The organism is Providencia sp. Marseille-Q8014, from assembly GCF_965112055.1.
The window spans coordinates 1,951,841-1,974,918 of the sequence record NZ_CBCOPT010000001.1 but is presented as its reverse complement, the minus strand read 5'-3'; the positions used below and the strand labels follow the sequence as shown (position 1 = coordinate 1,974,918).

The following is a 23,078-nucleotide window of genomic DNA, read 5'->3' as shown; positions in this document are numbered from 1 at the left end:
GAAATGAATAATTACATTAATTGATGTTGAAGCTAATTAATTAGCTGTCGATGCCTTGTTTTTTTCAGCTTCTTGTTTCTTCGCCCCAGAGAACTGATAACCAATCCATAGCACCGCAATCCATACTGGCATGATCAAGACCGAGATCCTTAGCCCATCCATCATTAAGATAATAATTAAAATCATCGCTAAAAAGGCTAAGCACAGGTAATTGCCGAATGGATACCAAATACTTTTAAACTTCGTTTCAATACCTTGTTTGTTCATTTGCGCTCTAAACTTTAAGTTAGAAACACAAATCATAATCCAGTTAAGAACCAGCGTTGTCACAACCAATGTCATCAGTAAAGCAAATGCTTTACCTTCCATGATAAAGTTGATCACAATACCGCCAGAAGTTGCAATACCCGATACGATCAGCGCCATGACAGGCACGCCACCTTTATTTACTTTCGCCATAAATTGAGGGGCATTTTGTTGTTGCGCTAAGCCATATAACATACGGCTTGTACAATAAGCTGCACTATTATACACCGAAAGAGCAGCGATCAAGATAATCACGTTTAATGCATTTGCAACCAGCATGTCACCTAATTCATGGAAAATTAAAACAAATGGACTTGTTTCACCATCTAGATTAACCCATGGGTATAAGGCCAGTAATACCGTTAGTGAGCCTATATAGAAAATCAGGATACGATAAACAACTTGGTTGATCGCCTTCGGAATACTTTTTTCAGGCTCTTCGGCTTCCGCGGCAGTGATCCCAACCAGCTCAAGGCCACCAAATGAGAACATAATAATGGCTAATGCCATTAATAACCCTATAAAATCATTAGCAAAGAAACCACCATGCTCCCATAAGTTAGAGATGCTGGCTTGTGGGCCACCTTTACCGCTCAATAATAAATAACAACCAAAGACAATCATCGCAATTACAGCAATCACTTTAATTAAAGCAAACCAAAATTCGGTTTCGCCATAAGAGCGCACATTGATTAAGTTGACCGCATTAACAGCAATAAAGAAAACAGCAGCAGAGACCCAAATAGGTAAGTCAGGCCACCAACGTCGCATATACTCCCCAGCTGCGGTCAGTTCCGTCATCCCTACGAGGATAAACATAAACCAGTAATTCCAGCCAGACAAGAAGCCTGCAAAACCGCCCCAATACTTAAACGCGAAGTGGCTAAATGAACCTGCAACAGGCTCTTGAACAATCATTTCCCCTAACTGACGCATAATCAGAAAGGCGATAAAACCACATAATGCATACCCTAGTAATACAGAAGGCCCCGCCATCTTAATCGTTGTGGCTATTCCAAGAAACAACCCTGTACCTACGGCGCCCCCCAAAGCAATCAATTGGATATGCCTATTCTTTAATCCACGCTTTAGCGTCTGCTGCTCTTGCGCCATAACTTTACCCTTATCATCCTATGTATTTGCTTGTTATCTCTAATTATTGAGCAAATCATACACGTTTATTTGAATTTTATTATTAACACTATCTCAATACCTACTCTGCCCTATTATGAGCATTTAGCATATTAAATATTGAGGTTACGTGACAAAAATTGCAGAAGGAGCACATTATGACGCATAAAAGAATAAATTCAAAACGGTAACCAGTCAGTGACTCCGCAGATACCATATATAAAGTTTTCGCCGCCTTGGTCGCAAAGGCTATCCATCGCTAAAAGATATAAGAAAATGCAGGTTATCACGATGCAAATACCGATCACCAATTTGTATTTCAACTATGATCTCCCTTAAAAACGGCGTAATACATATTACTTTTCATGGTGTTATAATTAATTCACTCTCGAGTAAGGTGATATAGCTATCTGTCGATGATGGTTAACATAAAATGTTACATCAGTCATTCAAGTAAAGTTTGAGGAAAATAAGCAATTTCCATCCATTTTTGTATTTATGCTCAATTTTCCAACTAATCGTTAAAAACCCAGTTTGATTGACTTTTTTTTCATCAATTCAATGGCTATTCCGCACAACCAGCCTTTGTCATAAACAAATGAAGTTGTGTATACTTCAGCTACTTTATTAAGGGCTATCAGAAGTTAATGTTTATTTTTCAATCATATTGATAAATATTCTGCTCGCCGCTTCATCAATAATGATAGACAAATAGTTTTATACGGGTTCGTCATACCGTGCTAGATTGGTCACGAATGACCCCTACGGAGTTCGGGTATACATGTTTTACTATTGTTCTTTATTACATAATTGAGGAATAATGCTTTAATTAACTCAATTCGACAGAACAACTGTACTTCGAACAAAATTTAACGCCAAAAGGTCAACGACCTCAGTAATTAAATCGAGATGCCACAAGACAACCACTTAGCACTTGTTTATGCCCTAAGCAAATGGATTGAAGAACATTTAGGCCGTGTTATCCATTTAGAAGAGCTTGCTGCCTACTCAGGCTATTCGCTTTGGCATATGCAGAAAATTTTTAAAGAAGTCACTGGAATTTCATTGGGTAAGTATATTCGCCAACGCCGACTTGCTGGCGCGGTAAACCTGTTGAGAAACAGCGATCAGTCTATTTTCGATATTGCACTAGACTTTGGGTTTGGTTCACAGTCGCATTTCACCTACATGTTCCGTAAAGAATATGGCATCACGCCATTTGATTTTAGGCAAAATGTTGATATTGATTTAGACGTCAAAGAACCATTACATTTAGCGAACCACCGTGAGTGAAGATGCCTTATTGGCATTGAAGCTATCACGTCTCTTCACGCATTCAATGCCATAAGCCATTGTCACTTTAGTAATTTTATATTATCAGCGCACCCGAACTATCCCATAGCGACGAGGCAAGTCCTTGGGATAACGCATTCAATATGCAAAACCATCTTACACATTTATCGTCACCACTCTTTTTTAGCTAATTTACATTTTTTGTAAATAGAGTAAGGTATTTCAATTAAATATCATTAATCGGAGGCGTTGATGTCTATCAAACTGGTAGCGATTGATTTAGATGGTACTTTACTCAACTCTCAGCACCAAATTACACCCGCTGTCAAAGATGCCGTCATTCAGGCTAAAAATAAAGGTGTTCGTGTTGTACTCGCATCTGGACGACCATTTTCTGGGATATCCCCTTACCTTAAAGAGCTCGGGCTAGATAACGCATCTGATTACTGTATTAGTAATAATGGGAGTGTCATTCATCAAGCCAATGATGGTACTCATTTAATTGAAAACTTACTTGATTTCGCTGATTACCAATATTTTGTCTCCCTTGCTAACGATGTGGGTGTACATATGCATGCGCTTGCACAAAACACCATGTTTACAGCGAATCGTCATATCAGCCATTACACGGTCCACGATGCCTATCTGACCAATACACCTCTTGTATATTGCCCTGCAAATGAAATGGACACTGACCTGAAATTTACAAAGTTCATGATGGTCGACCAGCCTGAAAAGCTCAGTATCGGTATCGGTTATATTCCTGAAGACGCTTTTGAAAGTTACTCTTTAATGCATACAAGCCCTTACTTTTTAGAAATCTCGAACAAAACAGCCAGTAAAGGCGCGGCATTACAATTGATTTGTGAGAAACTCGGCATCACACCCGATAAAGTCATGAGTATTGGTGATCAAAATAACGATGTGCAAATGCTACAATATGCCAAAGTACCTGTCGCGATGGGAAATGCGATTGATAATGTTCGAAACATCGCAAAATTTGTTACAACAACCAATAATGAAGATGGTGTTGCTGTTGCACTAAATAAATTTATCAACCACCAATAATCTGTTTGGCAGTGAACTTCACTGCCAAATGAAGATATACCACAAAATAATACCATTCATTTACGTATTACCCTCTTAGTTTCGCTGCTGTTAAAAATATAATTCAACAGCAAAACCTTACTTACCTCTCTAAATTTGATACTATCTGCCCCCTTAAAAATACTGTAATACTAAAATATTCATTGCAAAATAAACATTACAAACAGGTAGTAAAATGTTTTCAACTAAAGATATGGTAATTCTTGGGATGATGGTCTTCGCGCTGTTTTTAGGCGCTGGCAACATCATTTTTCCTCCAATGGCAGGCTATCAGTCCGGTACCGATTGGCTTAGTACCTCGCTCGGTTTTATTATCACAGGTGTTATTCTGCCTTTCATGACACTGGTCACTGTCGCCGTTAAAGGCAGAGGAGAAAGACTGTCCGTTGATTTACCCAAATGGGTCGCTGTTATTTTTTGGGTTGCTCTGTACTTAATTGTTGGCTCCACTTTTGCCATGCCTAGGGTAACAAATACGGCATTTGAAATGGGCTTTATCCCTTTAGGATTTGTTGAAAAAAGTACAGCATCTCATTTGACCTTTGCTTTGATTTTCAACGTTTGTTCGCTGTTTTTCATGCTTAAGCAAGGTACGATGATCAGCGCTATTGGCAAATTCATGACACCGGCTTTGCTTGTTCTCTTAGTGGTTGTGGGTATCGCTGTCGTTGTGGAGCCGCTGTCTCCAATTAATGCCCCCGTGAAGCAATATGCGGATTACGCCTTCTTTGGCGGTGTTATTGATGGCTACCAAACTATGGATGTATTGTCCGCAATGGCATTTGGTGGGATCGTAGCTCGCGCATTAGCCTCGAAAAAAATCACTGAACCTCGCCAAGTTGCTTTTATCACCATTAAAGCCGGTTTAATTTCCGTGAGCTTACTGGCGGCTCTCTACATTTGTTTATTCTATCTTGGTGCGACCAGTGAAGTTGTCGCGAATACCGCGACAAATGGTGGGCAAATCTTCTCACGCTACGTTGATGCACTGTTTGGTTCAATTGGCACATGGATTATGTGTGGCATTGTTTTATTAGCCAGTATGACAACACTGGTTGGTGTTACTAGCGCATGTGCGGACTATTTTGCGACCTTCCATCATCGTTTAGGCTATCGTTTTTGGGTCGTCTTTTTCACACTACTCACGACCATTGTTTCAACCTTTGGCCTGGATACGCTGTTAAGAGTCACTATCCCTGCTCTACTGATGATTTACCCGTCGTCAGTGACGATTGTGTTCTTGCAATTTGCTCGACGTTATATGGCGGCACCAAGAGTATCTTATGGCATCACAATTGCCGTTATTGTCTTCATGAGCTTGTTAGATACGCTCAACAATATGGCATTACTCAGCGAAGGCGTTAAACAATTTTTAGTGAGTCATTTACCGCTGTTTGAACAAGGTATGGGCTGGCTAATACCGGGGATCATTGCTTTCATTATTTCTTTATTTATCGGAAAAATGTTTTCAGGTAAACCAGCGCAACTCAATGATGAACTTGCTTAATTAATCCGTTCACCTTTCTATAGCGCCCTCTATTTTTGTTGGGCGCTTTTCACTGAAACTTTGACAAGAGAAGCACGCCGAGTCGCTAAAAAACAAATTATTGACCCGAGTGTTACCATTACGACACCTTGCCAAAAACCTAAAGTCAATGTTGTACTTAATAGCATCGACGAAAAAGCGGTTGATATTACTGGGGTGAAGTAAGATAGCGTTCCTAAAAAAGCCACGTTGCCTCTAATCACGGCTAACGTCCATAAAGCATTTGCTCCACCTGTCGCTAATGATGCAATCACGAGTAATAAAATACTTGATAACGAAATATGAAAATGTTTATCCGGTTCAAATGCAAACAGTATCCATAATCCCACGGCTGTCAATAGAAAAAACAGCACCATTCCGTTGTGCCCACCTGAAATACGCTTCGTCACATTACTGTAAAACGCCCAAAGAATCGCCCCAACAAAAGCTAAAAGATAACTGACAGGGTTGCTTGAAATATTATTCGCTATAGCTTCAATAGAAATAGGTTGATCACCGGAAATAACCCAAATTAAACCTGCAAACGCTAAGCACAGCCCAATACCAAGAAGCAAGGTAAATCGTTGCCGATTAAAAAAGACAGCTAACGCAATTGTAAAACTTGGCCATAAATAATTCACCATACCGAGTTCTATCGCTTGTTGGCGGTCTCGCGCTAACCCTAATGCAAGCACAAAACAGATTTCATAACTGACGAATAACAACGTGCCCCAAATTAAATAGCGTTTAGGATAAAGGTGAATTTTGGGCAACCCCATGAATAAAACCAAAATCACTGTTCCTAAGCTGTAAATTAATGCCGCCCCGCCAACAGCACCAAAATTTTCACTCGCACTGCGTACTAACCCTACGATTGTGCTCCACAGTAAAATCGAGACCACACCATAAAATGTTGCTGCATACCGCTTTAAATTCATTGTTTTCTCGGTTGGATAATTGCCTTGTTCACCTATAAGAAAAACCTTAAAGCTCAAACAATTAGAAAGCAAGTATTATTAATACTGTTTATATAATAGAAAACACAATAAGAGCCAGTGTTAAAAACATGACTCTTATTGTGTAATGATTAGACTGATTGTTTATCAACCCACTGTTGCACTTGTTCTTTTTCCCAAATACCTTGTTCAACTTGGGACTTTAATTCTGGATGCTGGTCAATATCGAATGTCGGTATTCCCCCCGCTTTTCTTTGTCGATCGTAATCCTTAGCCAACTTAAAGGCTATTCCTGATAACAGTAAAATTGCAATTAAATTAGTTATTGCCATCAACCCCATCGATAAGTCAGCCATTTTCCAAATAAGCGGCATTTCCGCTAACGTCCCAAACATCACCATCGCTAATGCTGCCAAACGCAAAATAAATAAGCTAGTCGTGTGATTATTTTCTAAAAATATCATATTGCTTTCTGCATAAGCATAATTGGCAATAATAGAGGTGAATGCAAAAAAGAAGATAGCAATTGCAATAAATGTCGACCCCCAACTCCCCACAACTGACGATAAGGCAAGCTGAGTTAACTCAATCCCATTAATCTTTTCAACTGGATTGTCAAGAACACCAGAAGAGAGAATGATGATGGCTGTCGCGCTACAAATCACGATTGTATCCATAAAAACACCAAGCATCTGCACATAACCTTGTGATGCGGGATGCGGTGGATATGGTGCTGCTGAAGCGGCAGCATTCGGCGCTGATCCCATTCCGGCTTCATTCGAGAATAAACCGCGCTGAATCCCCTGTGTCATAGCTTGACCTACGCCATAACCAATTGCTCCTCCAGCAGCTTCTTGTAATCCAAAAGCATTACGGATAATTAGCATGATGACATCTGGTAGCCGCTCTATATGATGACCGAGAACCCAAAATGCAAGTATCAAATACGCTAACGCCATAATCGGAACAATAAACTCAGCAACCTTTGCAATTGATTTTAATCCGCCAAATATGACAACACCACTCATCACGACAAGGGCTATACCAACATATAGAGGGTTAAAATCAAATGCTACAGCCGTTGCTTGTGCGATAGAGTTCGCCTGAACGGCATTGAATACCAACCCAAATGCAATAATTAAAAAAATAGAAAAGAGAACGCCCATCCAGCGAAGATTTAACCCTTTTTGCATATAATAAGCAGGGCCACCGCGATAATTTCCTTGGTCATCTTTCGTTTTATACAATTGTGCAAGTGTAGATTCAATAAAGGAAGTTGCCATTCCTAGCATCGCCACAACCCACATCCAAAAAATAGCACCTGGACCACCCGCCGTTATCGCAATAGCGACCCCCGTTAAATTTCCGGTTCCCACTCTTGCGGCTAAGCTGGTACACAAGGCTTGAAAAGAAGATATCCCCGCTTTACTGGACTGGTTGCTATTTTTTAAAACACCGAACATATGACCAAAATGGCGAAACTGGATGAATCCTGTTCGAAGAGTAAAGTAAATACCCACACCAAGTAATAAATAGATGAGGAGAGAGCCCCAAACAATGTTATTTAGATAATTTACAATTTCTACCAAACTATTCTCCTTATATGAATATATAAATAAAGATTATTGTTTATATAATGATAGCCTTTTGATATTCCATCTCTCAGGCATACAAAGTTCACGATATAAACTCACTTTTTATAGCGCCCCTAATTAAATACAGAACAAAGGATCATAAAACTATATTTTTTTATCTTTTCTGTAAAACATTTTCTGTATTGAGAATATGTTAGATCAAATTTTATTATCGCCACGCTTAACACCCTTGGGTTAACCACAATTATTATTAATATTTATCAATAGATTACAAAGCAGCCCAACCAATCATAGAAAAGTTAATCAATTGATTTTTTATTCTGCCAACACCTTATCTTATTTGCATATATAATAATCATATTCTCATATTAATGACTGTAATAAAATGAACTTACTATATTCCTGAATATAGTTATTCAGCTAATAAGGCCAATAAATCTATTTATCAATAATGCTAATTTTTTATTCAATCATTTGTTATTTGGTATGAACGCGAACACTCATGGGAGAGTGTTGATAAAATACGCGCCTGAACCTATCCGAAAATAATCGAAAAAAGACAATGATAAATAGCCATTGCTTCTATTAGTGCAACACAATAAACTTTACAGCTAAATCGTAACCCTATTGAAGGTTAAAAAATGAAAATCACCATTAAAATCTCTGATGATGCAGTATCTAAAAACCTCTATGATGCCTTTACCGCTGAATTACGCGCTAGAGTGTTAGAAGTCTACCCAGGTAGTGACCTATATATTGTTCATGACAGTGGTGCGACAACATTCGACACTTCAGGTTTTCATGATGATAAAGAAGCACATATTGTTCTCCATGAACTGGTTGAAGATGTTCTTCATCATGGCCATTGGTCAAAATAATTATTTTTGACTCATGCTTACCGGCCTTTAATTTAAACGTTCACGACATTTGAAGGCCGGTGAACAATATCTATCCTATTTGATTATTCCTCTCATTTTTAATTCTGATCAAGATCATGTTTGTAGCAATCTAACCTGCTTAAAAAGCGAAACGCCTTTTCTTTCCACCGCTATATGATAGATTATATAACGTAATTTTCATTTACATTGCTTTTGCTCATTATGGCAGCCAGTATTTTTACTGGCTCTTTTTTGTTTCAAAATGCGAAAAGATACGTAAACTAAGACCTTTTCAGCCTATTCTGCTATAGTTTCAGTTCGTTACCCTATAAAGTTAAATCTCATTTAGTGTAAAACTAGAGGTACTGCCATGAAACGTCTTTTACTTGCTGTATGCTTTGCCCCTGTCATTGCTATGGGTGCTAATGAACCACTTAACATTAGCCAAATTGCCAATGACTACTGTGATATCACTGGCCAAGCGCTTAACGATGCTTATCGTTCAGATAAAAGCAGCAATGAATTAGCAATAAATACACTTAGCCAATTAAAGAGCAAAAATGTTGATCTTGCCAAATTAGAGACTAACGAAGCTGATTTGCAAAAAAACTTAGATGTCGCAATCAAAGCAGTCCGTGATAATAAAAGTCAATTTAAAAACCAAGATGAATTTACCGCATCGCTAAATGACTCTATTTCAGCGTGTAAGATCCAAACTGAATTGCTTCTAAACAAAGCCAAATAATCATCAATATAAAAATGCGCTCAATATTTGTTCAGATAATATTGAGCGCATTTTATCGACGCTTTCTGATTTACTGTTGTTTCTCTTGGCAGATACCGGTTATTGCTGCTTGGTTTGCTTCAGTATCACTCAATAATAATTGATTGTATCCAGAAAATTTCCCATCACGCACATCAATATTCGCAACAAAAGGCAAAGCTGAACTGTTATCATTCAGTTGATACATACCACACACGCGAACGCCTTCCCCCTCTTTATAGTGATTCCGCTTCACCACCTTAACATCCTTGAAGGTCACTTTCTGTTGTGAAGGCAACTTTTGTTCAACAAGTTGCTGAGCCATTTTTTGAATATCTGCATCATTTATTGATGTAACATATTGATATATAAAGCCAGCAATAATAATCAAGATCACAATAAACAGTTTGGTTTTTACACGTTTCAACAGATAACCCTTCTTTGCGTTTACTTTTATCTCTAATTATAACTGTATTAAATGGGGGAAAGTGAACAAAATGAGTCAAATTTACGCTTCATTAAATTTGGTTCCATTCTATCCCTCAATGGGATAACAGACCTTTATTTTGGTTATCTTTATGATAGATATATAGTTAAAATAAATTATTTGAAAAGATATTTATATAAAAATAAAAAATAAACTTTAATATTCTTTTTTTATTAATTTTCATTATATATTAATAAAAAAAACATTTTCAATTTTCACTCTCAACATTATAATCCAGAAACAATTCTCATTTAACCAACATAAACCAAATGAAAGAAAAAATAGTGAAAAACTTAGTTGACCTCACCTATGGCTCAAATAATGATGTTAAAATCGCGGCTATCAATGCATTAGGTGATTATAAATGCTCAATTGAACAACAAGAAGCTATTAATAGATTACTAGTTCTATGTGATGACTATAATAAAGATATCGCCATAGCCTCTATTAGTTCATTGAGTAAACTCGCCAAGTTTTTCACTGACTTATAGCAAAAAAAACAAAAACCATTGATTTTAAAGGAAAACATTGGGTTTATTTATATTATATACTATCGCTACGACCTAAGATTGATATCAAAAAATAAATTTCTAAATTAACAAACTGTATTTTTTATAATAAAAAATACACCTTAATCACTTTATTTTAAAAACTGAAACAGTTTCTTTTCATTGTGAATAAAATAAGAGGGATTTTGATGAAATTATGATTTATACCTCCATTTAGGTAAATATGATTGAAATAATAAATAAAAGAGCCACAATAATCATTAATAGATACCCAATAGGAGTATAATTATGAATTATCTTAAACCTCTTTTAATTTCAGCAAGCCTATTTGCCGTAAGTTTTACAACTTTTGCATATAACAATAATTATTGTGATGGCACTTGGCATAGAGGCAGTTATCACAATCAACAACAATATAATAATCGTCCTTGTGATGGTCCTCGTCACTATACTCATTCAGGGCGACATAATGGCATGATGCAGTACTCAACCTCAATTCAAACAGCGCAACCCTCTGAAACACTGAAAAAAATTGCGGAAGATACGCCTAAAGGAGAAAATGGTAAGCAATACCTTATTCGTGTTTCCGTTATCGAAGTTTTAAATAACGACTCTTCTCAAAATCCATAATTCAATCAGGGCAGCAAGACTGCCCTGTTCAGTGACAAAATGACAGTCACTAAAAATTTAAATCCCTATTGGCTGATAACCTTGCCATTCAGGTTTAAAATGTTCACCGTTTGGTTGCTCAACTAAATGTATGTAATACTCACCCACCTGATTGAGCAATAGACAATCATCAACATCCTTTAAATTATCTTTATGCTGCTGCTGACAATTAACTAAAAGTGAATGAATCGCTTTTTGCTTTGCAGCGCTTGCTGATTCTGCAACAAACAAATCAAACTCATGGAGTTCCGCTAAAGTAGATGATTGATATCCTCCAACATTAACAAAATACAACCGCTGTGAACTTACAGAAGGTTCGCGACTTAACTCAATTCTATAGCCATCCACCCAATCAATAATTGCATAGCCATCAATGTGGACTTTATCCTTATCACCGAACCACGCTTCCCTTAATGCTGGCCATGCATCTGTTGCTTGTTGAGCGACAACAAATTGCACATCATGCACTTCAATATTTGATTTACCTGCATTTCCACCAATATAAAACATAAATAACTTCATTTTGTATTCCGACTTTATCTTCCAATATCGATATGTAATTTATTACACATCGATATAAATTCAAAGTAAAAAAGCCCAGTATTTTGATAAAAACAGTAATGAATACTTTTTCATATTTATCATATCGTTATATATCCACCCCGTATCCACACACCTATGTTCATGCATAGAAATGAATAAAAACGCATTTTTTTTAAATAATTATTTACAAGTAAACAATTAACAATTATAACTAATCCAGTTTGTACTATTTCTATTGTAAGGAAACACCATGGATCGTCGTTCTTTTCTAAAAACAAGCTCAATTATCATGGGCGGATTGGCTAGCACAACTTTATTAAATCAAGCAATCGCTGAAACCAAAAGCCCTCTTGTACTTGATGCTCAACACCCTTTACTGCTCAATTTTAACGAGAACTCGTTAGGCATGTCCCCGAAAGCGAAAGATGCCGTTGTGGCCGCTTTACCGAACTCTTTTCGCTATCCAGATAGCGCTCGCGCGGAACTGATTACCGCTATTGGGCAACAGTACGCTTTATCTGATAAACATGTTTCTCTTGGGAACGGTTCTTCAGAAACAATTCAAGCCGCCATCGCTATGCTGGCAGCACAAGCACAAAAACAAAATATCAACTTTCAACTTGTTACACCGGATCCAACCTTTAATTATGCTGAGCTATACAGCATCCCACTCGGTGGAAAAATTACTAAAGTGCCGTTAAAAGAAGACCTGACTTTTGACCTGCAAAAGATGGAACAGCTAGCAAATGAGTTTGATGGATTGTCTATTATCTACATCTGTAATCCAAATAACCCAACAGCAATGATCACCCCTGCCAGTGAATTAGCAAAATGGATTAGTCATGCTTCAGAAAAACAATTTTTTATCCTAGATGAAGCCTATGCTGAGTATGTGGAAGATCCTAAATTTACCACTGCAATTGAACTGGTTAAACAAGGTCACAAAAACCTTATCGTGACACGTACATTTTCTAAAATTTTTGCTATAGCGGGACTTCGAGTCGGCTACGGAATCGCTAACCCAGAAGTCATTGCAGCCATTGATGCATTTTTGTCTATAGATAATACAAATACAGCAGGGGCAGTTGCCGCACTAGCTTCATTGAAAGATAAGCCATTTATTGCATATAGTCTGAAATCAAATAATTTATCCAGAAAAATTGTTGAGACTGCATTAAATGAATTAGGAATTACCTATGCGCCATCTCAAGCTAATTTTCTTTTCCATAAAGTAAAAGGTGATGTAAAAACTTATCAGCAAAGAATGGCAGATGCCCATGTGATGGTAGGCCGAGAATTTCCACCAGCATTAGGATGGAGTCGTTTAACATTAGGTACACCTGAAGAAATGGAACAATTTGTTATTATATTAAAACAGTTCCGCGAAAAAGGTTGGGTATAGTTTAAATTGCTTCCCCCGCATACTAGGCGTATGGGGGGATTAATGAAATACATCACAGAACAACAAACTCATTTCACATCCCATTAGCCCATACTCAAACCCAGACTTTTCTAACACTCATCCCAGAGTCCACTCAGTCAATCCGTCATTCAACGTTATACAGCAACGCTTATCACTTTATTTTGTTCCTGTAATGGTCAGCAAGGTATAACACTTCTCTCTTGCAACGCTATCCCTCTTTCCTTCATGTTATTCAACATCATACTCAAGCTTAACTTGTTAGCCAATATCGCACATTTCTCATGACACAGAGCGCTTATTAAGCAAGACGTCAGAATGGACCTTTAAAAATAAAGAATGCGCCAGCAAAAATCAGAAGAAAACCAATAATATGGTTAATTGTGATACTTTCGCCTAAATAGAGAACTGAAAAAATCACAAACACACAGAGTGTTATCACCTCTTGCATTGTTTTCAGTTCCGCAGCACTGTAATACTGGTGCCCAAGGCGGTTAGCAGGCACAGCGAAGCAATATTCGACAAGTGCGATTAGCCAACTAAAAAAAATAATGCTATACAATGGTTTATCGGTAAACTTTAGGTGTCCATACCACGCAAACATCATAAAAACATTCGAAATAATGAGCAATAAAATAGGATAAGATTTAGCAAGCATTTTAAAATAACGGGTAGTAAATAATGATGACATTATGCTGAGAATAACAATAAAATCTATAACAATCGATTTTCACATCATCATAAAAAAGCCATTTCAATCATCTTATTTCGATAACTCCTGCTATATTAATCATTATTCAAATCGTCTTTGGAGAAAACATGCCTATTCAATATCGTTTAATGCAGATAACCGATTGTGAAAATGTTGCTCAATTATTACAAGCTAATTCAGAATCTCAAGGCGGTGGACTATTAGGGGATTACCCATTAAGTAAAGTTAAGATGATGTTTACTCACTCAACCCATACGATAGTCGCTTATGATAAGAATTTCATCGTTGGTGTTGTATTCAGTTTTAGCCCATATGCGGACACTCTGCCGCCTCTTGCTAAATATATTACACAACAATTTAGTGAGTTTATGGAAAATAATTGGTTTTACGGTCCTGTATGTATTGATAAGACCTATCGTGGAAAGGGTATTCTCCAAGCACTTTTTGATGCGCTTCGTGCCAAGCATGCAGGAAATCCTATTGCCTTTATTAATGCCAGTAATCAACGCTCTTTAATTGCTCATCAAAAAATAGGTATGCAGGAAGTGGCTCAGTTTACGTTTAATAATGTAGATTATTATCTTGTCACTCACTAATGGCTCGATACTTATAAATAGGCCACGCTGATCTTTTTGTGTTATTTTATGTACTAAATAGTACATTTTTTTGTTTTTATTTCCGTCATTATCGGTTACATTAGAAAAATGTGTATTATGGAGTACTCTTTTATGACTGATTTTTTAACTTCCAACCGAAAAGCGTGGGATAAGCAAGCGCAGCAACAGCAGCCTTGGTCTATTCCTGTTGACTCACAAACGGTAGCCAAAGCAAAACAAGGCGATTGGCAAATTCATTTAACCCCTTCTCCCCTACCTAAAGTATGGTTAGGTGATATTAAAGGTAAACGGATCCTGTGTCTCGCTTCTGCTGGGGGGCAACAAGCGCCTATTTTAGCCGCTGCTGGCGCAGATGTGACCGTATTTGATCTTTCCGACAAACAATTAGAGCAAGATAGGCAAGTTGCGATTAGAGATAACCTAAAATTAGAAACTGTCCAAGGAGATATGCGTGACCTACATCTATTTACGGATAACAATTTTGACCTTATTTTTCACCCTATCTCAAATCTCTATATTCCAGATGTCAATCCTGTATGGCAAGAGTGTCAGCGAGTCTTAAAACCACAGGGAAGATTGCTATCCAGTTTTTTTAATCCTGTTGTGTTTATTGGTGATCGTGATCCACAGCTACGTGAACAACAATTGATTAAACCTATTTATAAACTGCCTTTTTCTGAAATAGAAGTACTTACGGAAGAGCAAATTAGCTTGAAACAACACAATGAGGAAGCTTTTGTCTTTGGTCATTCATTAACTGATCTAATTGGTGGGCAAATAAATGCTGGTTTTAATATCGCAGGTTTTTTAGAAGACTGGCAACCTAATCCACGATTTGTCATCGATAATTATCTACCGACTTTCTTAGCAACATTCGCCATTAAAGTCGCCTAATTTGAAATTATTCAGGTTGATTTTCTGTTAGATCAGCCTGATTGTTATCTTGACAATATCTCGCCCACACTAATTCAAACTGTTCTTTTGGAATAATGTCATCTATTTCTTCAACAAAGGGAATAGATACCATCGTTTTGCCTACCGCATTTTTATGATACCTAACAATAAAGCGCTTGAAACCGTAAGGGAGTTCATTCTTAAACCCGAAGACTTCCCCACAATAATACCCCGTCTCTTCACCATCTGCCGTTTTGTTCAGCATATGATAATTAACGTTTCTATATTGGGCCGCAGTTGGATAAGCAAGAAAATCTTCCACTGAATTTTCAATTTTTTTCTTAGTGTCGAATTCTGATACCTGAGCGATATCAGTCATAATACCGGCAATATAGGCACCACCCACAATAAGCAATAGCACTAGGCTTCTTAATAACATATTTCTCACAGTGATTTTTATGAAATGTAAACTGATTTATTATAGTAAATTGTAACAAATTGCGACAGAAAAATAATCACCTTAAAAAAATAATTTAATCCTATATCATCTGCTTTTGTTGCTTATTGTATAAGAGATTAACTTATATTGCTTGCAAAGTTATTGATATATTTGCCAAAGATAGATCAATATGGCTGCGGCTAAAATCCAATTGAGGGTTGCAACGCCTAAGCAAACCCACGCTGAAGTCTTCATCGCTAACAAATAAACTGTTAATAAATACAACATATAAGGGATTAATGACCACAAGCCAAATAGTGCGGTTTTACGTAAAGCTAACGCTCCCTGCTCTTGAATCACTATGATGTGTGCAATTAATGCAAAAGTTGGAAATAAAGGAACCAAACCAGCAATATAAAACAGCTTACTTTTTGATAATAAAGCAATAATTAAAACTGCAAGCGCACCTAACGAGCACTTTATAAATAATGAAAACATTATGACCTCTTCATGTTATTCAATTATTGAACGTCATTATCGCTGAACAAGCAAAAATACTCAGCGATTTTATACCGCATCGAGTCACGTTAAGTTTACCTGAGGAACATGGGGCAATACAATTTTAAAACAATAAGTTATTTTTAATAACATTAAGTTAGCTTCTGTATATATTTAAATTATTTTCCTTTTGAATATAAAGTATACACTGTTTTTGCCGATATCTTTGATTAGTGCCTACGCCTGACTTCTGTACGACTGCCATAAGGTATTGCCAGATTGTTTATATCTATTTGGTCATCACTTTATATCTATCAAGTAGTTTATTTGTACATGCTCAAGCATGTTATCGACAGTATGTAAGGAAATAATCAATGATGTCTGCTATTGCAAAAAAAACTAAATTACCTAATTTCCGATTTTCGTTTTCAGGTCTTAAAACAACTACACTCATTTGGCTGTTATCAGGATTACTGATTGTATTATTGCTTTCTTCTTGTTGGTTATTTTTTAGCTATCTAAAAAACTACCAAATAACCGTCGATAAACTGGACAACATTTATCAAGAGCAATCCACGTTAAATAAGACATGGCAATCTCTTTTACAAGCGAGAAATACTATAAATAGAGCAAGTTCAAGACATTTATTAGTTATTAATAAAATGCAAACAGCAAATACTGACGTTGATAGTTTAGTCAAACAATTTCATGAAAAAATAGAGGATACAGAACAGCAATGGCTAGAATTCGCCAGCTTATCACAAAATAAAAATGAGTTAATATTTAATGAGTTAGATAAAAGTTATATTGAACTAAGAACCGCGCTAATAGAGTTGTCCAGTTTTTTAGTACAAGGCAAAACGTATGATTTTTTGAATCAACCGACACAAAAGTTTCAAGATGCATTTGAACAAAACCTCAATTATTATCACCAAAATCTCAATCAAAGCTATCATGAAATATCCGTTGCGAGTGAACAGCTATACCGAAAAAGCATTATAGGTATCATTACGGTCATTGTGATTCTAACGCTAGTCACATTATTAATTCGCTTCATTCTTCAATATCTATTTATTCGTCCTCTAAACCAAGTCATTGACGGCATCGAAAAAGTCAGCCAAGGCATTCTTTACCACAATTTTGATCACACAGGCCTTGCTGAAATAAAGTTACTTAAATCACATGTTTCTAACATGCAAAAAAAACTGATCGATATTGTCAAGAATATCCATTCAAACGCGCATAGTATAAAAAATGAACTAAATGAAATTACACAAATGAATCAAGATCTTTCTATTAGAGCAGATCAGCAAGCAGCTGCAATAGTTGAAACTGCGGCAAGTATAGAAGAACTCGATTCCTCTTTTAAACTTAATAGCGCCCATACTCATGAATCATGCCAATTAATGGAGAAAACCAGCATAACGATTGACAAAAGCAATGAGCTTATTTCTGATGTAGTTGAAAATATGGATGATATCGTCGATTTTTCGAAAGAAATTAGCAAAATTACCTCTACAATTGATAATATTGCCTTTCAAACTAACTTGCTGGCTTTAAATGCCGCTGTAGAAGCCGCGCGTGTAGGTGAGCATGGTAAAGGCTTTGCCGTCGTCGCTAATGAAGTGCGCGAGCTTTCCATGAGCTGTAACCAAGCTTCTAAAGAGATTAAAACGCTGATCGATAATTCGAATGAGAAAATTCATCATTGCTTTCAACTTGCCGCGGATGCTAATGACAATATTGTTTCCATTGCGAAAAGTACATCCAATATTAATGATATGATCCAAAGTATTTCTCATGCATCCACTGAACAAACCCACGGCGTTGGACAAATTCATCTTGCCATTAATGAGCTGGACAATACAACCCAAGCTAATGCAACAATGACTAAGGAATTACAGAGTTCTCTACAATCTTTAAAAAAACAATCTGAATTACTAAAAGAAATTATGGATATATTTCACCTTGATGCGACTTCTAACACATTAGAAACACAGAATACTTGAACTCAAAATATTTAATTTTTTAACTGGGTAGTGGCTTATTAGTCACTACCTTCGTAATTTTCTTGCACATAGAAAGCATTTTTAATAAGTTATTTTTTGGCTTTATTCTGATATAACGATGTTGCTAATAAGAGATTAACCAAATATATAATGAGTTAACATGACAATAAAAATATCCGTTCTTGTTGATAATAATACCCTTATTGATAGCTATTTTTGTGGTGAACCCGGAGTTTGCTATCATATTGATGCTGATGGACATCAAATTCTTTTTGATACTGGCTATTCAGACATATTTATCGATAATGCACACACAATGGGCATAGACCTAGCAAATATCACTGACTTAGCCTTATCACATGGACATAATGACCATACTTGGGGGCTAAATCATTTAATACAACACTATGACCGTCGTAACAGCCTTTTCCCTAAAAAAATACGTCTGATCTATCATCCAGATGCCCTTCTTCCCAAACGTTTTGGTGATAAAGTTATCGGCGCTAATATTCCTAAAGCTGTATTAACGGCTTATTTTGAAAACCATGAAACCGTTAAGCCATTTTATCTGACTGATAATGTTATATTCTTAGGACAAATTCCCAGAACTAATACTTTTGAAGGAAAAGAACCTATTGGTACGACAGTTGATAATAACAATCAGCCTATTGATGATTATGTATGGGATGACAGTGCATTAGCGATTAAAACGTCTGAAGGCCTAATCGTTATTACAGGCTGCTCGCATGCAGGTATTTGTAATATCGTTGAATATGCGAAAAAAGTTACCAAAATGGATAAAATAGTCACTGTTATCGGTGGGTTTCATTTACAACAAGCTTCTGATGAAGTCTTAAACCAAACTGGTGACTATTTTAGCCAACTTGATGCTAAACAGATACATCCTTGTCATTGCACTGATTTAGCAGCTAAAATTCATCTTTCAAAATATACTAAAATTCAAGAGGTTGGTGTCGGGTTAGTATTAAACTATCCTTCATAATCACCCGCAGAGTGATGGTGCCTACTCTTCACCATCACTCGATAATTTTGTTGTATTCCTCAATAATAGCTATACTCTTGAGCCAAGATCACCATCGCTTTTTGCGCCAGAAATCATTCTCGTGAGTTCTTCACAACGAATAATTTTCCCGTCTGATAAATGGAAACAAGCGAACACTTCAAATTCACTCACCTCTCCATTTTTTTTCTCTGCATGTGCAATATGCTGAGTATGAACACAGTTCTGCCCTTCAGCAATAGATTTGATCGTGATAGTAATACTATTGGTGGCTTCTTTTAGTACTTTGAGATGAGCAACAAATTCATCATAATCTATTTGCTTACCATCAACAATTTGGATGTAATTCGGTGAAAAATATTGTTCAATAACCGCAACTGAGCCAATTTCTTTGCCAAGTACGCTTGTAAGAGCCTGTTGAACAAAATTCATATTATTCATATTTAATTTCCATCTATTTAAAAACATTATTCAATACATATTTTGTCATTGCACATTCTTTTCAAGTCTATTCTTCAAAAATGCCATGAAAAAATTAATTATAGGTAAAAAACGCGAACAAAAGCCAACAAATAGGATTTTATGCGCATATAACAATAGCACTGCTTTTTGTATTCAATACTATAAGCTTGACTATTTTAATCCTCTGATAAAAATAGAATTTATTAACCTTAATACATATGAGTCATCATGTTAAATCCAATTGTTGTCACATATCATACCGTTGGTTATTAAGGCCACATGAAATTTTTTAAGTGAATTCACCTATCAAGATAGCCTCTCAGAAGAATAAGCCTTTAGCCTAAAGCTATATACCTCTTTTTATTTCAACCATCTTATTATTAAAAAAATCTTATTCTCACTTTTAATTTAAAATAAAATCTGCCATTTGTTTTATATTCATGTCGCCTTAAAATTCATTCTAATTATCGATTGGCTTTTAATTGCCATTTAAAATCAATCAATTAAATAAAACTAAATTTAATTGATGTTCATCACAATAAATAATAGCTGATTTATCCTCTGCATATTATTAATAATAAAATTTACATACCCCCCACAAACAGAGGAGACTATCATGAAAAGTTTCTTGCTTATACTTACTATTCTTTGTTCATCAGCTTTCGCAGCTTATGCCACTGAAACGGTAACATGGTGTCCGCCAAATCCAAGTATTGACCCTCTCACTGGCGAAGCAATTTGTATCAACTATACGCCAGGAATAGGTGGTATTGATTCCGGTGGTGAAGGACCATAACGCATTACTATCTTAACTTAATATTAAAACCCTCGACATGAGGGTTTTATCATCATTATTCATAAAGAAATCTTTGTAACCATCTGACTAGATGCTCAAAACTTCAATTAAACTAGCTAGATTTTTATTGATTAAATTAATGACCAAAACGAATTTTCCAACATACAAATAACGTCCATTAATAAAATTAATGATTATTCATCATTGTCCATAAAAACACCTTCAAACTCTGCCTAAACAACTTAACCATAATCTTCACTGTCAAAGGTGGATATCCGCCTTAGATCATCATGCTCTCTTTTACATGTAAAGAGAAGGCTCCCCATCTGGCCTTGTTTTAAACCGTCTATGTGCCCATAAATACTGTTCTGGCGCTTTCATGATTTCTTTTTCTAATACAGAGTTAATCGTTGCCGCATCACGTAATGTGTCATTAGTTGGATAATCAATCAGTTCCTTACCTAACACTAAATCATAATTCACACCATTTTTATTCCGTAGCAGTGTTACCGTAAGTGTTGGAGAATGAGACAGTTGCGCAAGTGTTGATGTGCCTTTTGAGGTTGAGGTATTTTGAACTGAGAAAAAGGGGACGAATACCGTTCCTTTTTTACCAAAATCTTGATCGGGTGCGAACCATATTGCTTTCCCACTTTTCAATTCTTGGACCATAAATTTTAAATTCTTACGATCAATCATCCCTTTGCCTGATCTGCATCGACCTTTAGTTTGAATATATTCCATCGCTTTATTATTATGCGGCCGATACATAGCGTTCACAGGAAAACAGAGACCCATTATCCGCCCTCCCAGCTCCAGCGACATAAAGTGAACGCCAACTATAATGACACCTTTATTTTTCGCAATGGCTTCTTGGTAGTTATCAATTCCTTTTACCTGAAATAATTTTTTAACTCTTTTATCACTCCAAAACCATGCAATTCCCGTTTCAAATAATGCAATACCTAAAGATCGTAAGTTTTCATGAACGAGATCATCTATTTCTTTACTATTTTTATTTGGAAAACATAGCTCTAAGTTTCTTTTTATAATTGAAACTCTTCTTTTAATAAAATACTTCGAGTTTTCCCCCAGAAATGCACCAAGCCACAAAAGCCATTTGTAAGGTAATTGAACTAATAAAAACAATAGGATGATTCCCAACCATGTTATAATATATTTAGGATGGAGCAGTTTTAGGGAGAATAGATTTTTAGCGTACATATATTTCTCTGTATTTTATCTTTACGGTATGCAATCAAAATTAGACATTAACAACTAATTTTAATTCAAAAAGATTATGACATGATTATTTATAAAAAACGATTATTTTGATTATATAAATAAAGATTATATTATCTCCTCTTGCAAAGGGAATGCATTTCTGTTTAAGTCATCAATAATTGACGCCAACTAAGAATAAAAAAGGCTGCACAATATGTGCAGCCTAATATATTGATGTAACCTATTATGATGATTGCTTATCTTTATTCTCTATCGCTATCATTTGTGGTTTTTCCTCCTCTGGCAATTCATATTCAATATTAATTGTGAGCAGCCCACTGGATAGGTCCGCTTTCTCTATTTGGACATTCTTACCGAGGTCAAACTGTAAGGTAAATTGTCCTTGAGATATACCTCGATGGATCCACTTTTCGTTATCTTCCTGAATTTTTTCTTCTTTTTTCCCTTCTACCAATAAGCGACCACCTTTTAATGAAACCGTTAAATCACTTTCTTGATATCCAGGAACACTCACCGTCAGCTCATAGCGGTTATCATCAACCTGTTTGAGGTTATAAGTTTGTATAGGCGATGAAATAGGCTTACTTCCTGTCAGTTGACTAAATAAACGGTCTATTTGGTCAAATCGATTGGAAAGTATATTATCAGAAAGTGTTGGAAATAATGAAAAAGGTCTAATGTTAGCCATAATTCCTCCTCCAATATTAATTAAACTTAAGGGTCTCTTACCTACCCATGATATAAATAGGAACTCATAATCGTTTTTCAAGTCCCCAAGACATAATTTTTATATTTCCTTTTAACCCCCTTGATTATCAATCAACTAATCAATTATCACCCAACGCTACGTATAATCAACTATGGGGATAAGCTATAAATTTTTCAAGGTGCTAACACCAGGAGACATATAAATGATACCAACAGCGCTAGTTTGCATGCGTCTAGTGATAATAATACCGACAGATTTCCTTGATGAAATCCCATGCTAGCCATTAAATTACGTTAAAATAACTTATATTCAAATAGCAGCATAATGGATAAGCAAATGAAAGAAGCCATCAAAAAGAGACCGACCCCATACACTCCTAAAACATGCCCTTTCTGTCATTTTTATGGAATACGCAAAAATAAAAATAACTGGTCATGTGACATGTGTGGGCGCGTGTGGACAAAAGATAATGACCCAAGGTTAAAGGAATAGCG

25 protein-coding genes are annotated in these 23,078 nt (G+C 36.2%); 13 read left to right on the top strand and 12 right to left on the bottom strand.

All coding sequences use genetic code 11. From position 1 onward, the window contains the following. Positions 1-36: 36 nt before the first annotated feature. Positions 37-1,419 carry an amino acid permease gene (locus ACWPW6_RS08645; RefSeq protein WP_196713165.1) on the bottom strand — a complete coding sequence of 461 codons (1,383 nt, stop codon included), beginning with the start codon at positions 1,417-1,419 and terminating at the stop codon, positions 37-39. 197 nt (positions 1,420-1,616) lie between these two features. Next, positions 1,617-1,727, bottom strand: a complete 111-nt coding sequence (gene mgrB / locus ACWPW6_RS08640) for a PhoP/PhoQ regulator MgrB (RefSeq protein ID WP_257759835.1) — start codon at positions 1,725-1,727, stop codon at positions 1,617-1,619. A 619-nt stretch (positions 1,728-2,346) separates the two neighbouring features. On the opposite strand from mgrB, the gene ACWPW6_RS08635 reads away from it, so the two are divergent. The 3 genes from ACWPW6_RS08635 (at position 2,347) to brnQ (ending at position 5,344) form a co-directional block, all read left to right on the top strand. Next, on the top strand, positions 2,347-2,730 hold the full coding sequence (locus ACWPW6_RS08635; protein ID WP_154624064.1) for a helix-turn-helix domain-containing protein: 384 nt from the start codon (positions 2,347-2,349) through the stop codon (positions 2,728-2,730). Between the two features lie 252 nt (positions 2,731-2,982). Continuing rightward, a complete protein-coding gene (yidA, locus tag ACWPW6_RS08630; protein WP_196713166.1) occupies positions 2,983-3,798 on the top strand; it encodes a sugar-phosphatase in 816 nt (271 codons plus the stop codon). A gap of 214 nt (positions 3,799-4,012) precedes the next feature. Then, on the top strand, positions 4,013-5,344 hold the full coding sequence (gene brnQ, locus ACWPW6_RS08625; protein WP_250000407.1) for a branched-chain amino acid transport system II carrier protein: 1,332 nt from the start codon (positions 4,013-4,015) through the stop codon (positions 5,342-5,344). A gap of 29 nt (positions 5,345-5,373) precedes the next feature. On the opposite strand, the gene yddG is transcribed toward brnQ, so the two are convergent. Both yddG and ACWPW6_RS08615 read right to left on the bottom strand, forming a co-directional pair. Next, positions 5,374-6,300, bottom strand: coding sequence for an aromatic amino acid DMT transporter YddG (yddG, locus tag ACWPW6_RS08620; protein ID WP_154624067.1), 927 nt, complete (start codon positions 6,298-6,300; stop codon positions 5,374-5,376). Between the two features lie 149 nt (positions 6,301-6,449). Continuing rightward, positions 6,450-7,907: an alanine/glycine:cation symporter family protein gene (locus tag ACWPW6_RS08615; protein WP_196713168.1), complete on the bottom strand. Its 1,458-nt coding sequence runs from the start codon at positions 7,905-7,907 to the stop codon at positions 6,450-6,452. Between the two features lie 647 nt (positions 7,908-8,554). Between ACWPW6_RS08615 and ACWPW6_RS08610 the strand changes: the two genes are divergently transcribed. Further along, complete coding sequence (locus ACWPW6_RS08610) at positions 8,555-8,791, top strand: DinI-like family protein (protein WP_154622807.1); 237 nt, start codon at positions 8,555-8,557, stop codon at positions 8,789-8,791. Positions 8,792-9,161: 370 nt separating this feature from the next. Further along, entirely contained in the window at positions 9,162-9,536 is a 375-nt protein-coding gene (locus ACWPW6_RS08605; protein ID WP_154622806.1) for a hypothetical protein, read from the top strand. Positions 9,537-9,606: 70 nt separating this feature from the next. Here ACWPW6_RS08605 and ACWPW6_RS08600 read toward each other — a convergent pair whose 3' ends face one another. Then, the gene (locus ACWPW6_RS08600) at positions 9,607-9,981 is read right to left on the bottom strand and encodes a hypothetical protein (protein WP_154622805.1); all 375 of its coding nucleotides are present in this window, start codon (positions 9,979-9,981) and stop codon (positions 9,607-9,609) included. 329 nt (positions 9,982-10,310) lie between these two features. Here ACWPW6_RS08600 and ACWPW6_RS08595 point away from each other — a divergent pair, with 329 nt between their 5' ends. Both ACWPW6_RS08595 and ACWPW6_RS08590 read left to right on the top strand, forming a co-directional pair. Continuing rightward, complete coding sequence (locus tag ACWPW6_RS08595; RefSeq protein WP_154635549.1) at positions 10,311-10,532, top strand: HEAT repeat domain-containing protein; 222 nt, start codon at positions 10,311-10,313, stop codon at positions 10,530-10,532. A gap of 306 nt (positions 10,533-10,838) precedes the next feature. Next, complete coding sequence (locus tag ACWPW6_RS08590) at positions 10,839-11,180, top strand: hypothetical protein (RefSeq protein ID WP_154623412.1); 342 nt, start codon at positions 10,839-10,841, stop codon at positions 11,178-11,180. 57 nt (positions 11,181-11,237) lie between these two features. Here the strand turns inward: ACWPW6_RS08590 and ACWPW6_RS08585 are convergent, their stop codons facing one another. After that, a complete protein-coding gene (locus ACWPW6_RS08585) occupies positions 11,238-11,741 on the bottom strand; it encodes a DUF1543 domain-containing protein (protein ID WP_154623413.1) in 504 nt (167 codons plus the stop codon). Between the two features lie 271 nt (positions 11,742-12,012). Between ACWPW6_RS08585 and ACWPW6_RS08580 the strand changes: the two genes are divergently transcribed. Then, positions 12,013-13,164: a pyridoxal phosphate-dependent aminotransferase gene (locus ACWPW6_RS08580; RefSeq protein WP_163861413.1), complete on the top strand. Its 1,152-nt coding sequence runs from the start codon at positions 12,013-12,015 to the stop codon at positions 13,162-13,164. Between the two features lie 331 nt (positions 13,165-13,495). On the opposite strand, the gene ACWPW6_RS08575 is transcribed toward ACWPW6_RS08580, so the two are convergent. Then, complete coding sequence (locus tag ACWPW6_RS08575) at positions 13,496-13,840, bottom strand: DMT family protein (protein ID WP_154622869.1); 345 nt, start codon at positions 13,838-13,840, stop codon at positions 13,496-13,498. Positions 13,841-14,001: 161 nt separating this feature from the next. Here ACWPW6_RS08575 and ACWPW6_RS08570 point away from each other — a divergent pair, with 161 nt between their 5' ends. Next, a complete protein-coding gene (locus tag ACWPW6_RS08570; protein ID WP_195848151.1) occupies positions 14,002-14,490 on the top strand; it encodes an N-acetyltransferase in 489 nt (162 codons plus the stop codon). 132 nt (positions 14,491-14,622) lie between these two features. Then, positions 14,623-15,405 (top strand): class I SAM-dependent methyltransferase, encoded by a 783-nt coding sequence (locus ACWPW6_RS08565; RefSeq protein WP_250000405.1) that lies wholly within the window; start codon positions 14,623-14,625, stop codon positions 15,403-15,405. Positions 15,406-15,412: 7 nt separating this feature from the next. Here ACWPW6_RS08565 and ACWPW6_RS08560 read toward each other — a convergent pair whose 3' ends face one another. Both ACWPW6_RS08560 and ACWPW6_RS08555 read right to left on the bottom strand, forming a co-directional pair. Then, the gene (locus ACWPW6_RS08560; RefSeq protein ID WP_154622867.1) at positions 15,413-15,844 is read right to left on the bottom strand and encodes a hypothetical protein; all 432 of its coding nucleotides are present in this window, start codon (positions 15,842-15,844) and stop codon (positions 15,413-15,415) included. Between the two features lie 159 nt (positions 15,845-16,003). Next, the gene (locus tag ACWPW6_RS08555; protein WP_154622866.1) at positions 16,004-16,342 is read right to left on the bottom strand and encodes a GlpM family protein; all 339 of its coding nucleotides are present in this window, start codon (positions 16,340-16,342) and stop codon (positions 16,004-16,006) included. A gap of 374 nt (positions 16,343-16,716) precedes the next feature. On the opposite strand from ACWPW6_RS08555, the gene ACWPW6_RS08550 reads away from it, so the two are divergent. Continuing rightward, positions 16,717-18,351, top strand: coding sequence for a methyl-accepting chemotaxis protein (locus tag ACWPW6_RS08550; RefSeq protein WP_250000403.1), 1,635 nt, complete (start codon positions 16,717-16,719; stop codon positions 18,349-18,351). Between the two features lie 160 nt (positions 18,352-18,511). Next, positions 18,512-19,354 (top strand): MBL fold metallo-hydrolase, encoded by an 843-nt coding sequence (locus tag ACWPW6_RS08545; protein WP_154622864.1) that lies wholly within the window; start codon positions 18,512-18,514, stop codon positions 19,352-19,354. Between the two features lie 69 nt (positions 19,355-19,423). On the opposite strand, the gene ACWPW6_RS08540 is transcribed toward ACWPW6_RS08545, so the two are convergent. Next, a complete protein-coding gene (locus ACWPW6_RS08540; protein WP_196713174.1) occupies positions 19,424-19,813 on the bottom strand; it encodes a nuclear transport factor 2 family protein in 390 nt (129 codons plus the stop codon). A 637-nt stretch (positions 19,814-20,450) separates the two neighbouring features. Here ACWPW6_RS08540 and ACWPW6_RS08535 point away from each other — a divergent pair. Beyond that, complete coding sequence (locus ACWPW6_RS08535) at positions 20,451-20,630, top strand: hypothetical protein (protein ID WP_154622787.1); 180 nt, start codon at positions 20,451-20,453, stop codon at positions 20,628-20,630. A gap of 300 nt (positions 20,631-20,930) precedes the next feature. Here ACWPW6_RS08535 and lpxL read toward each other — a convergent pair whose 3' ends face one another. Continuing rightward, a complete protein-coding gene (gene lpxL / locus ACWPW6_RS08530; RefSeq protein ID WP_250000401.1) occupies positions 20,931-21,854 on the bottom strand; it encodes an LpxL/LpxP family Kdo(2)-lipid IV(A) lauroyl/palmitoleoyl acyltransferase in 924 nt (307 codons plus the stop codon). Positions 21,855-22,098: 244 nt separating this feature from the next. Next, positions 22,099-22,563 carry an Hsp20 family protein gene (locus ACWPW6_RS08525; RefSeq protein ID WP_154622569.1) on the bottom strand — a complete coding sequence of 155 codons (465 nt, stop codon included), beginning with the start codon at positions 22,561-22,563 and terminating at the stop codon, positions 22,099-22,101. Positions 22,564-23,078: the final 515 nt, after the last annotated feature.

Excerpts from the sequence above, each read along its gene's own strand:
- ACWPW6_RS08645 (WP_196713165.1), bottom strand. The coding sequence starts at position 1,419 with ATGGCGCAAGAGCAGCAGACGCTAAAGCGTGGATTAAAGAATAGGCAT.
- ACWPW6_RS08635 (WP_154624064.1), top strand. The coding sequence starts at position 2,347 with ATGCCACAAGACAACCACTTAGCACTTGTTTATGCCCTAAGCAAATGG.
- yidA (WP_196713166.1), top strand. The coding sequence starts at position 2,983 with ATGTCTATCAAACTGGTAGCGATTGATTTAGATGGTACTTTACTCAAC.
- brnQ (WP_250000407.1), top strand. The coding sequence starts at position 4,013 with ATGTTTTCAACTAAAGATATGGTAATTCTTGGGATGATGGTCTTCGCG.
- yddG (WP_154624067.1), bottom strand. The coding sequence starts at position 6,300 with ATGAATTTAAAGCGGTATGCAGCAACATTTTATGGTGTGGTCTCGATT.
- ACWPW6_RS08610 (WP_154622807.1), top strand. The coding sequence starts at position 8,555 with ATGAAAATCACCATTAAAATCTCTGATGATGCAGTATCTAAAAACCTC.
- ACWPW6_RS08605 (WP_154622806.1), top strand. The coding sequence starts at position 9,162 with ATGAAACGTCTTTTACTTGCTGTATGCTTTGCCCCTGTCATTGCTATG.
- ACWPW6_RS08595 (WP_154635549.1), top strand. The coding sequence starts at position 10,311 with ATGAAAGAAAAAATAGTGAAAAACTTAGTTGACCTCACCTATGGCTCA.
- ACWPW6_RS08590 (WP_154623412.1), top strand. The coding sequence starts at position 10,839 with ATGAATTATCTTAAACCTCTTTTAATTTCAGCAAGCCTATTTGCCGTA.
- ACWPW6_RS08585 (WP_154623413.1), bottom strand. The coding sequence starts at position 11,741 with ATGAAGTTATTTATGTTTTATATTGGTGGAAATGCAGGTAAATCAAAT.
- ACWPW6_RS08580 (WP_163861413.1), top strand. The coding sequence starts at position 12,013 with ATGGATCGTCGTTCTTTTCTAAAAACAAGCTCAATTATCATGGGCGGA.
- ACWPW6_RS08575 (WP_154622869.1), bottom strand. The coding sequence starts at position 13,840 with ATGCTTGCTAAATCTTATCCTATTTTATTGCTCATTATTTCGAATGTT.
- ACWPW6_RS08570 (WP_195848151.1), top strand. The coding sequence starts at position 14,002 with ATGCCTATTCAATATCGTTTAATGCAGATAACCGATTGTGAAAATGTT.
- ACWPW6_RS08565 (WP_250000405.1), top strand. The coding sequence starts at position 14,623 with ATGACTGATTTTTTAACTTCCAACCGAAAAGCGTGGGATAAGCAAGCG.
- ACWPW6_RS08560 (WP_154622867.1), bottom strand. The coding sequence starts at position 15,844 with ATGTTATTAAGAAGCCTAGTGCTATTGCTTATTGTGGGTGGTGCCTAT.
- ACWPW6_RS08555 (WP_154622866.1), bottom strand. The coding sequence starts at position 16,342 with ATGTTTTCATTATTTATAAAGTGCTCGTTAGGTGCGCTTGCAGTTTTA.
- ACWPW6_RS08550 (WP_250000403.1), top strand. The coding sequence starts at position 16,717 with ATGATGTCTGCTATTGCAAAAAAAACTAAATTACCTAATTTCCGATTT.
- ACWPW6_RS08545 (WP_154622864.1), top strand. The coding sequence starts at position 18,512 with ATGACAATAAAAATATCCGTTCTTGTTGATAATAATACCCTTATTGAT.
- ACWPW6_RS08540 (WP_196713174.1), bottom strand. The coding sequence starts at position 19,813 with ATGAATAATATGAATTTTGTTCAACAGGCTCTTACAAGCGTACTTGGC.
- ACWPW6_RS08535 (WP_154622787.1), top strand. The coding sequence starts at position 20,451 with ATGAAAAGTTTCTTGCTTATACTTACTATTCTTTGTTCATCAGCTTTC.
- lpxL (WP_250000401.1), bottom strand. The coding sequence starts at position 21,854 with ATGTACGCTAAAAATCTATTCTCCCTAAAACTGCTCCATCCTAAATAT.
- ACWPW6_RS08525 (WP_154622569.1), bottom strand. The coding sequence starts at position 22,563 with ATGGCTAACATTAGACCTTTTTCATTATTTCCAACACTTTCTGATAAT.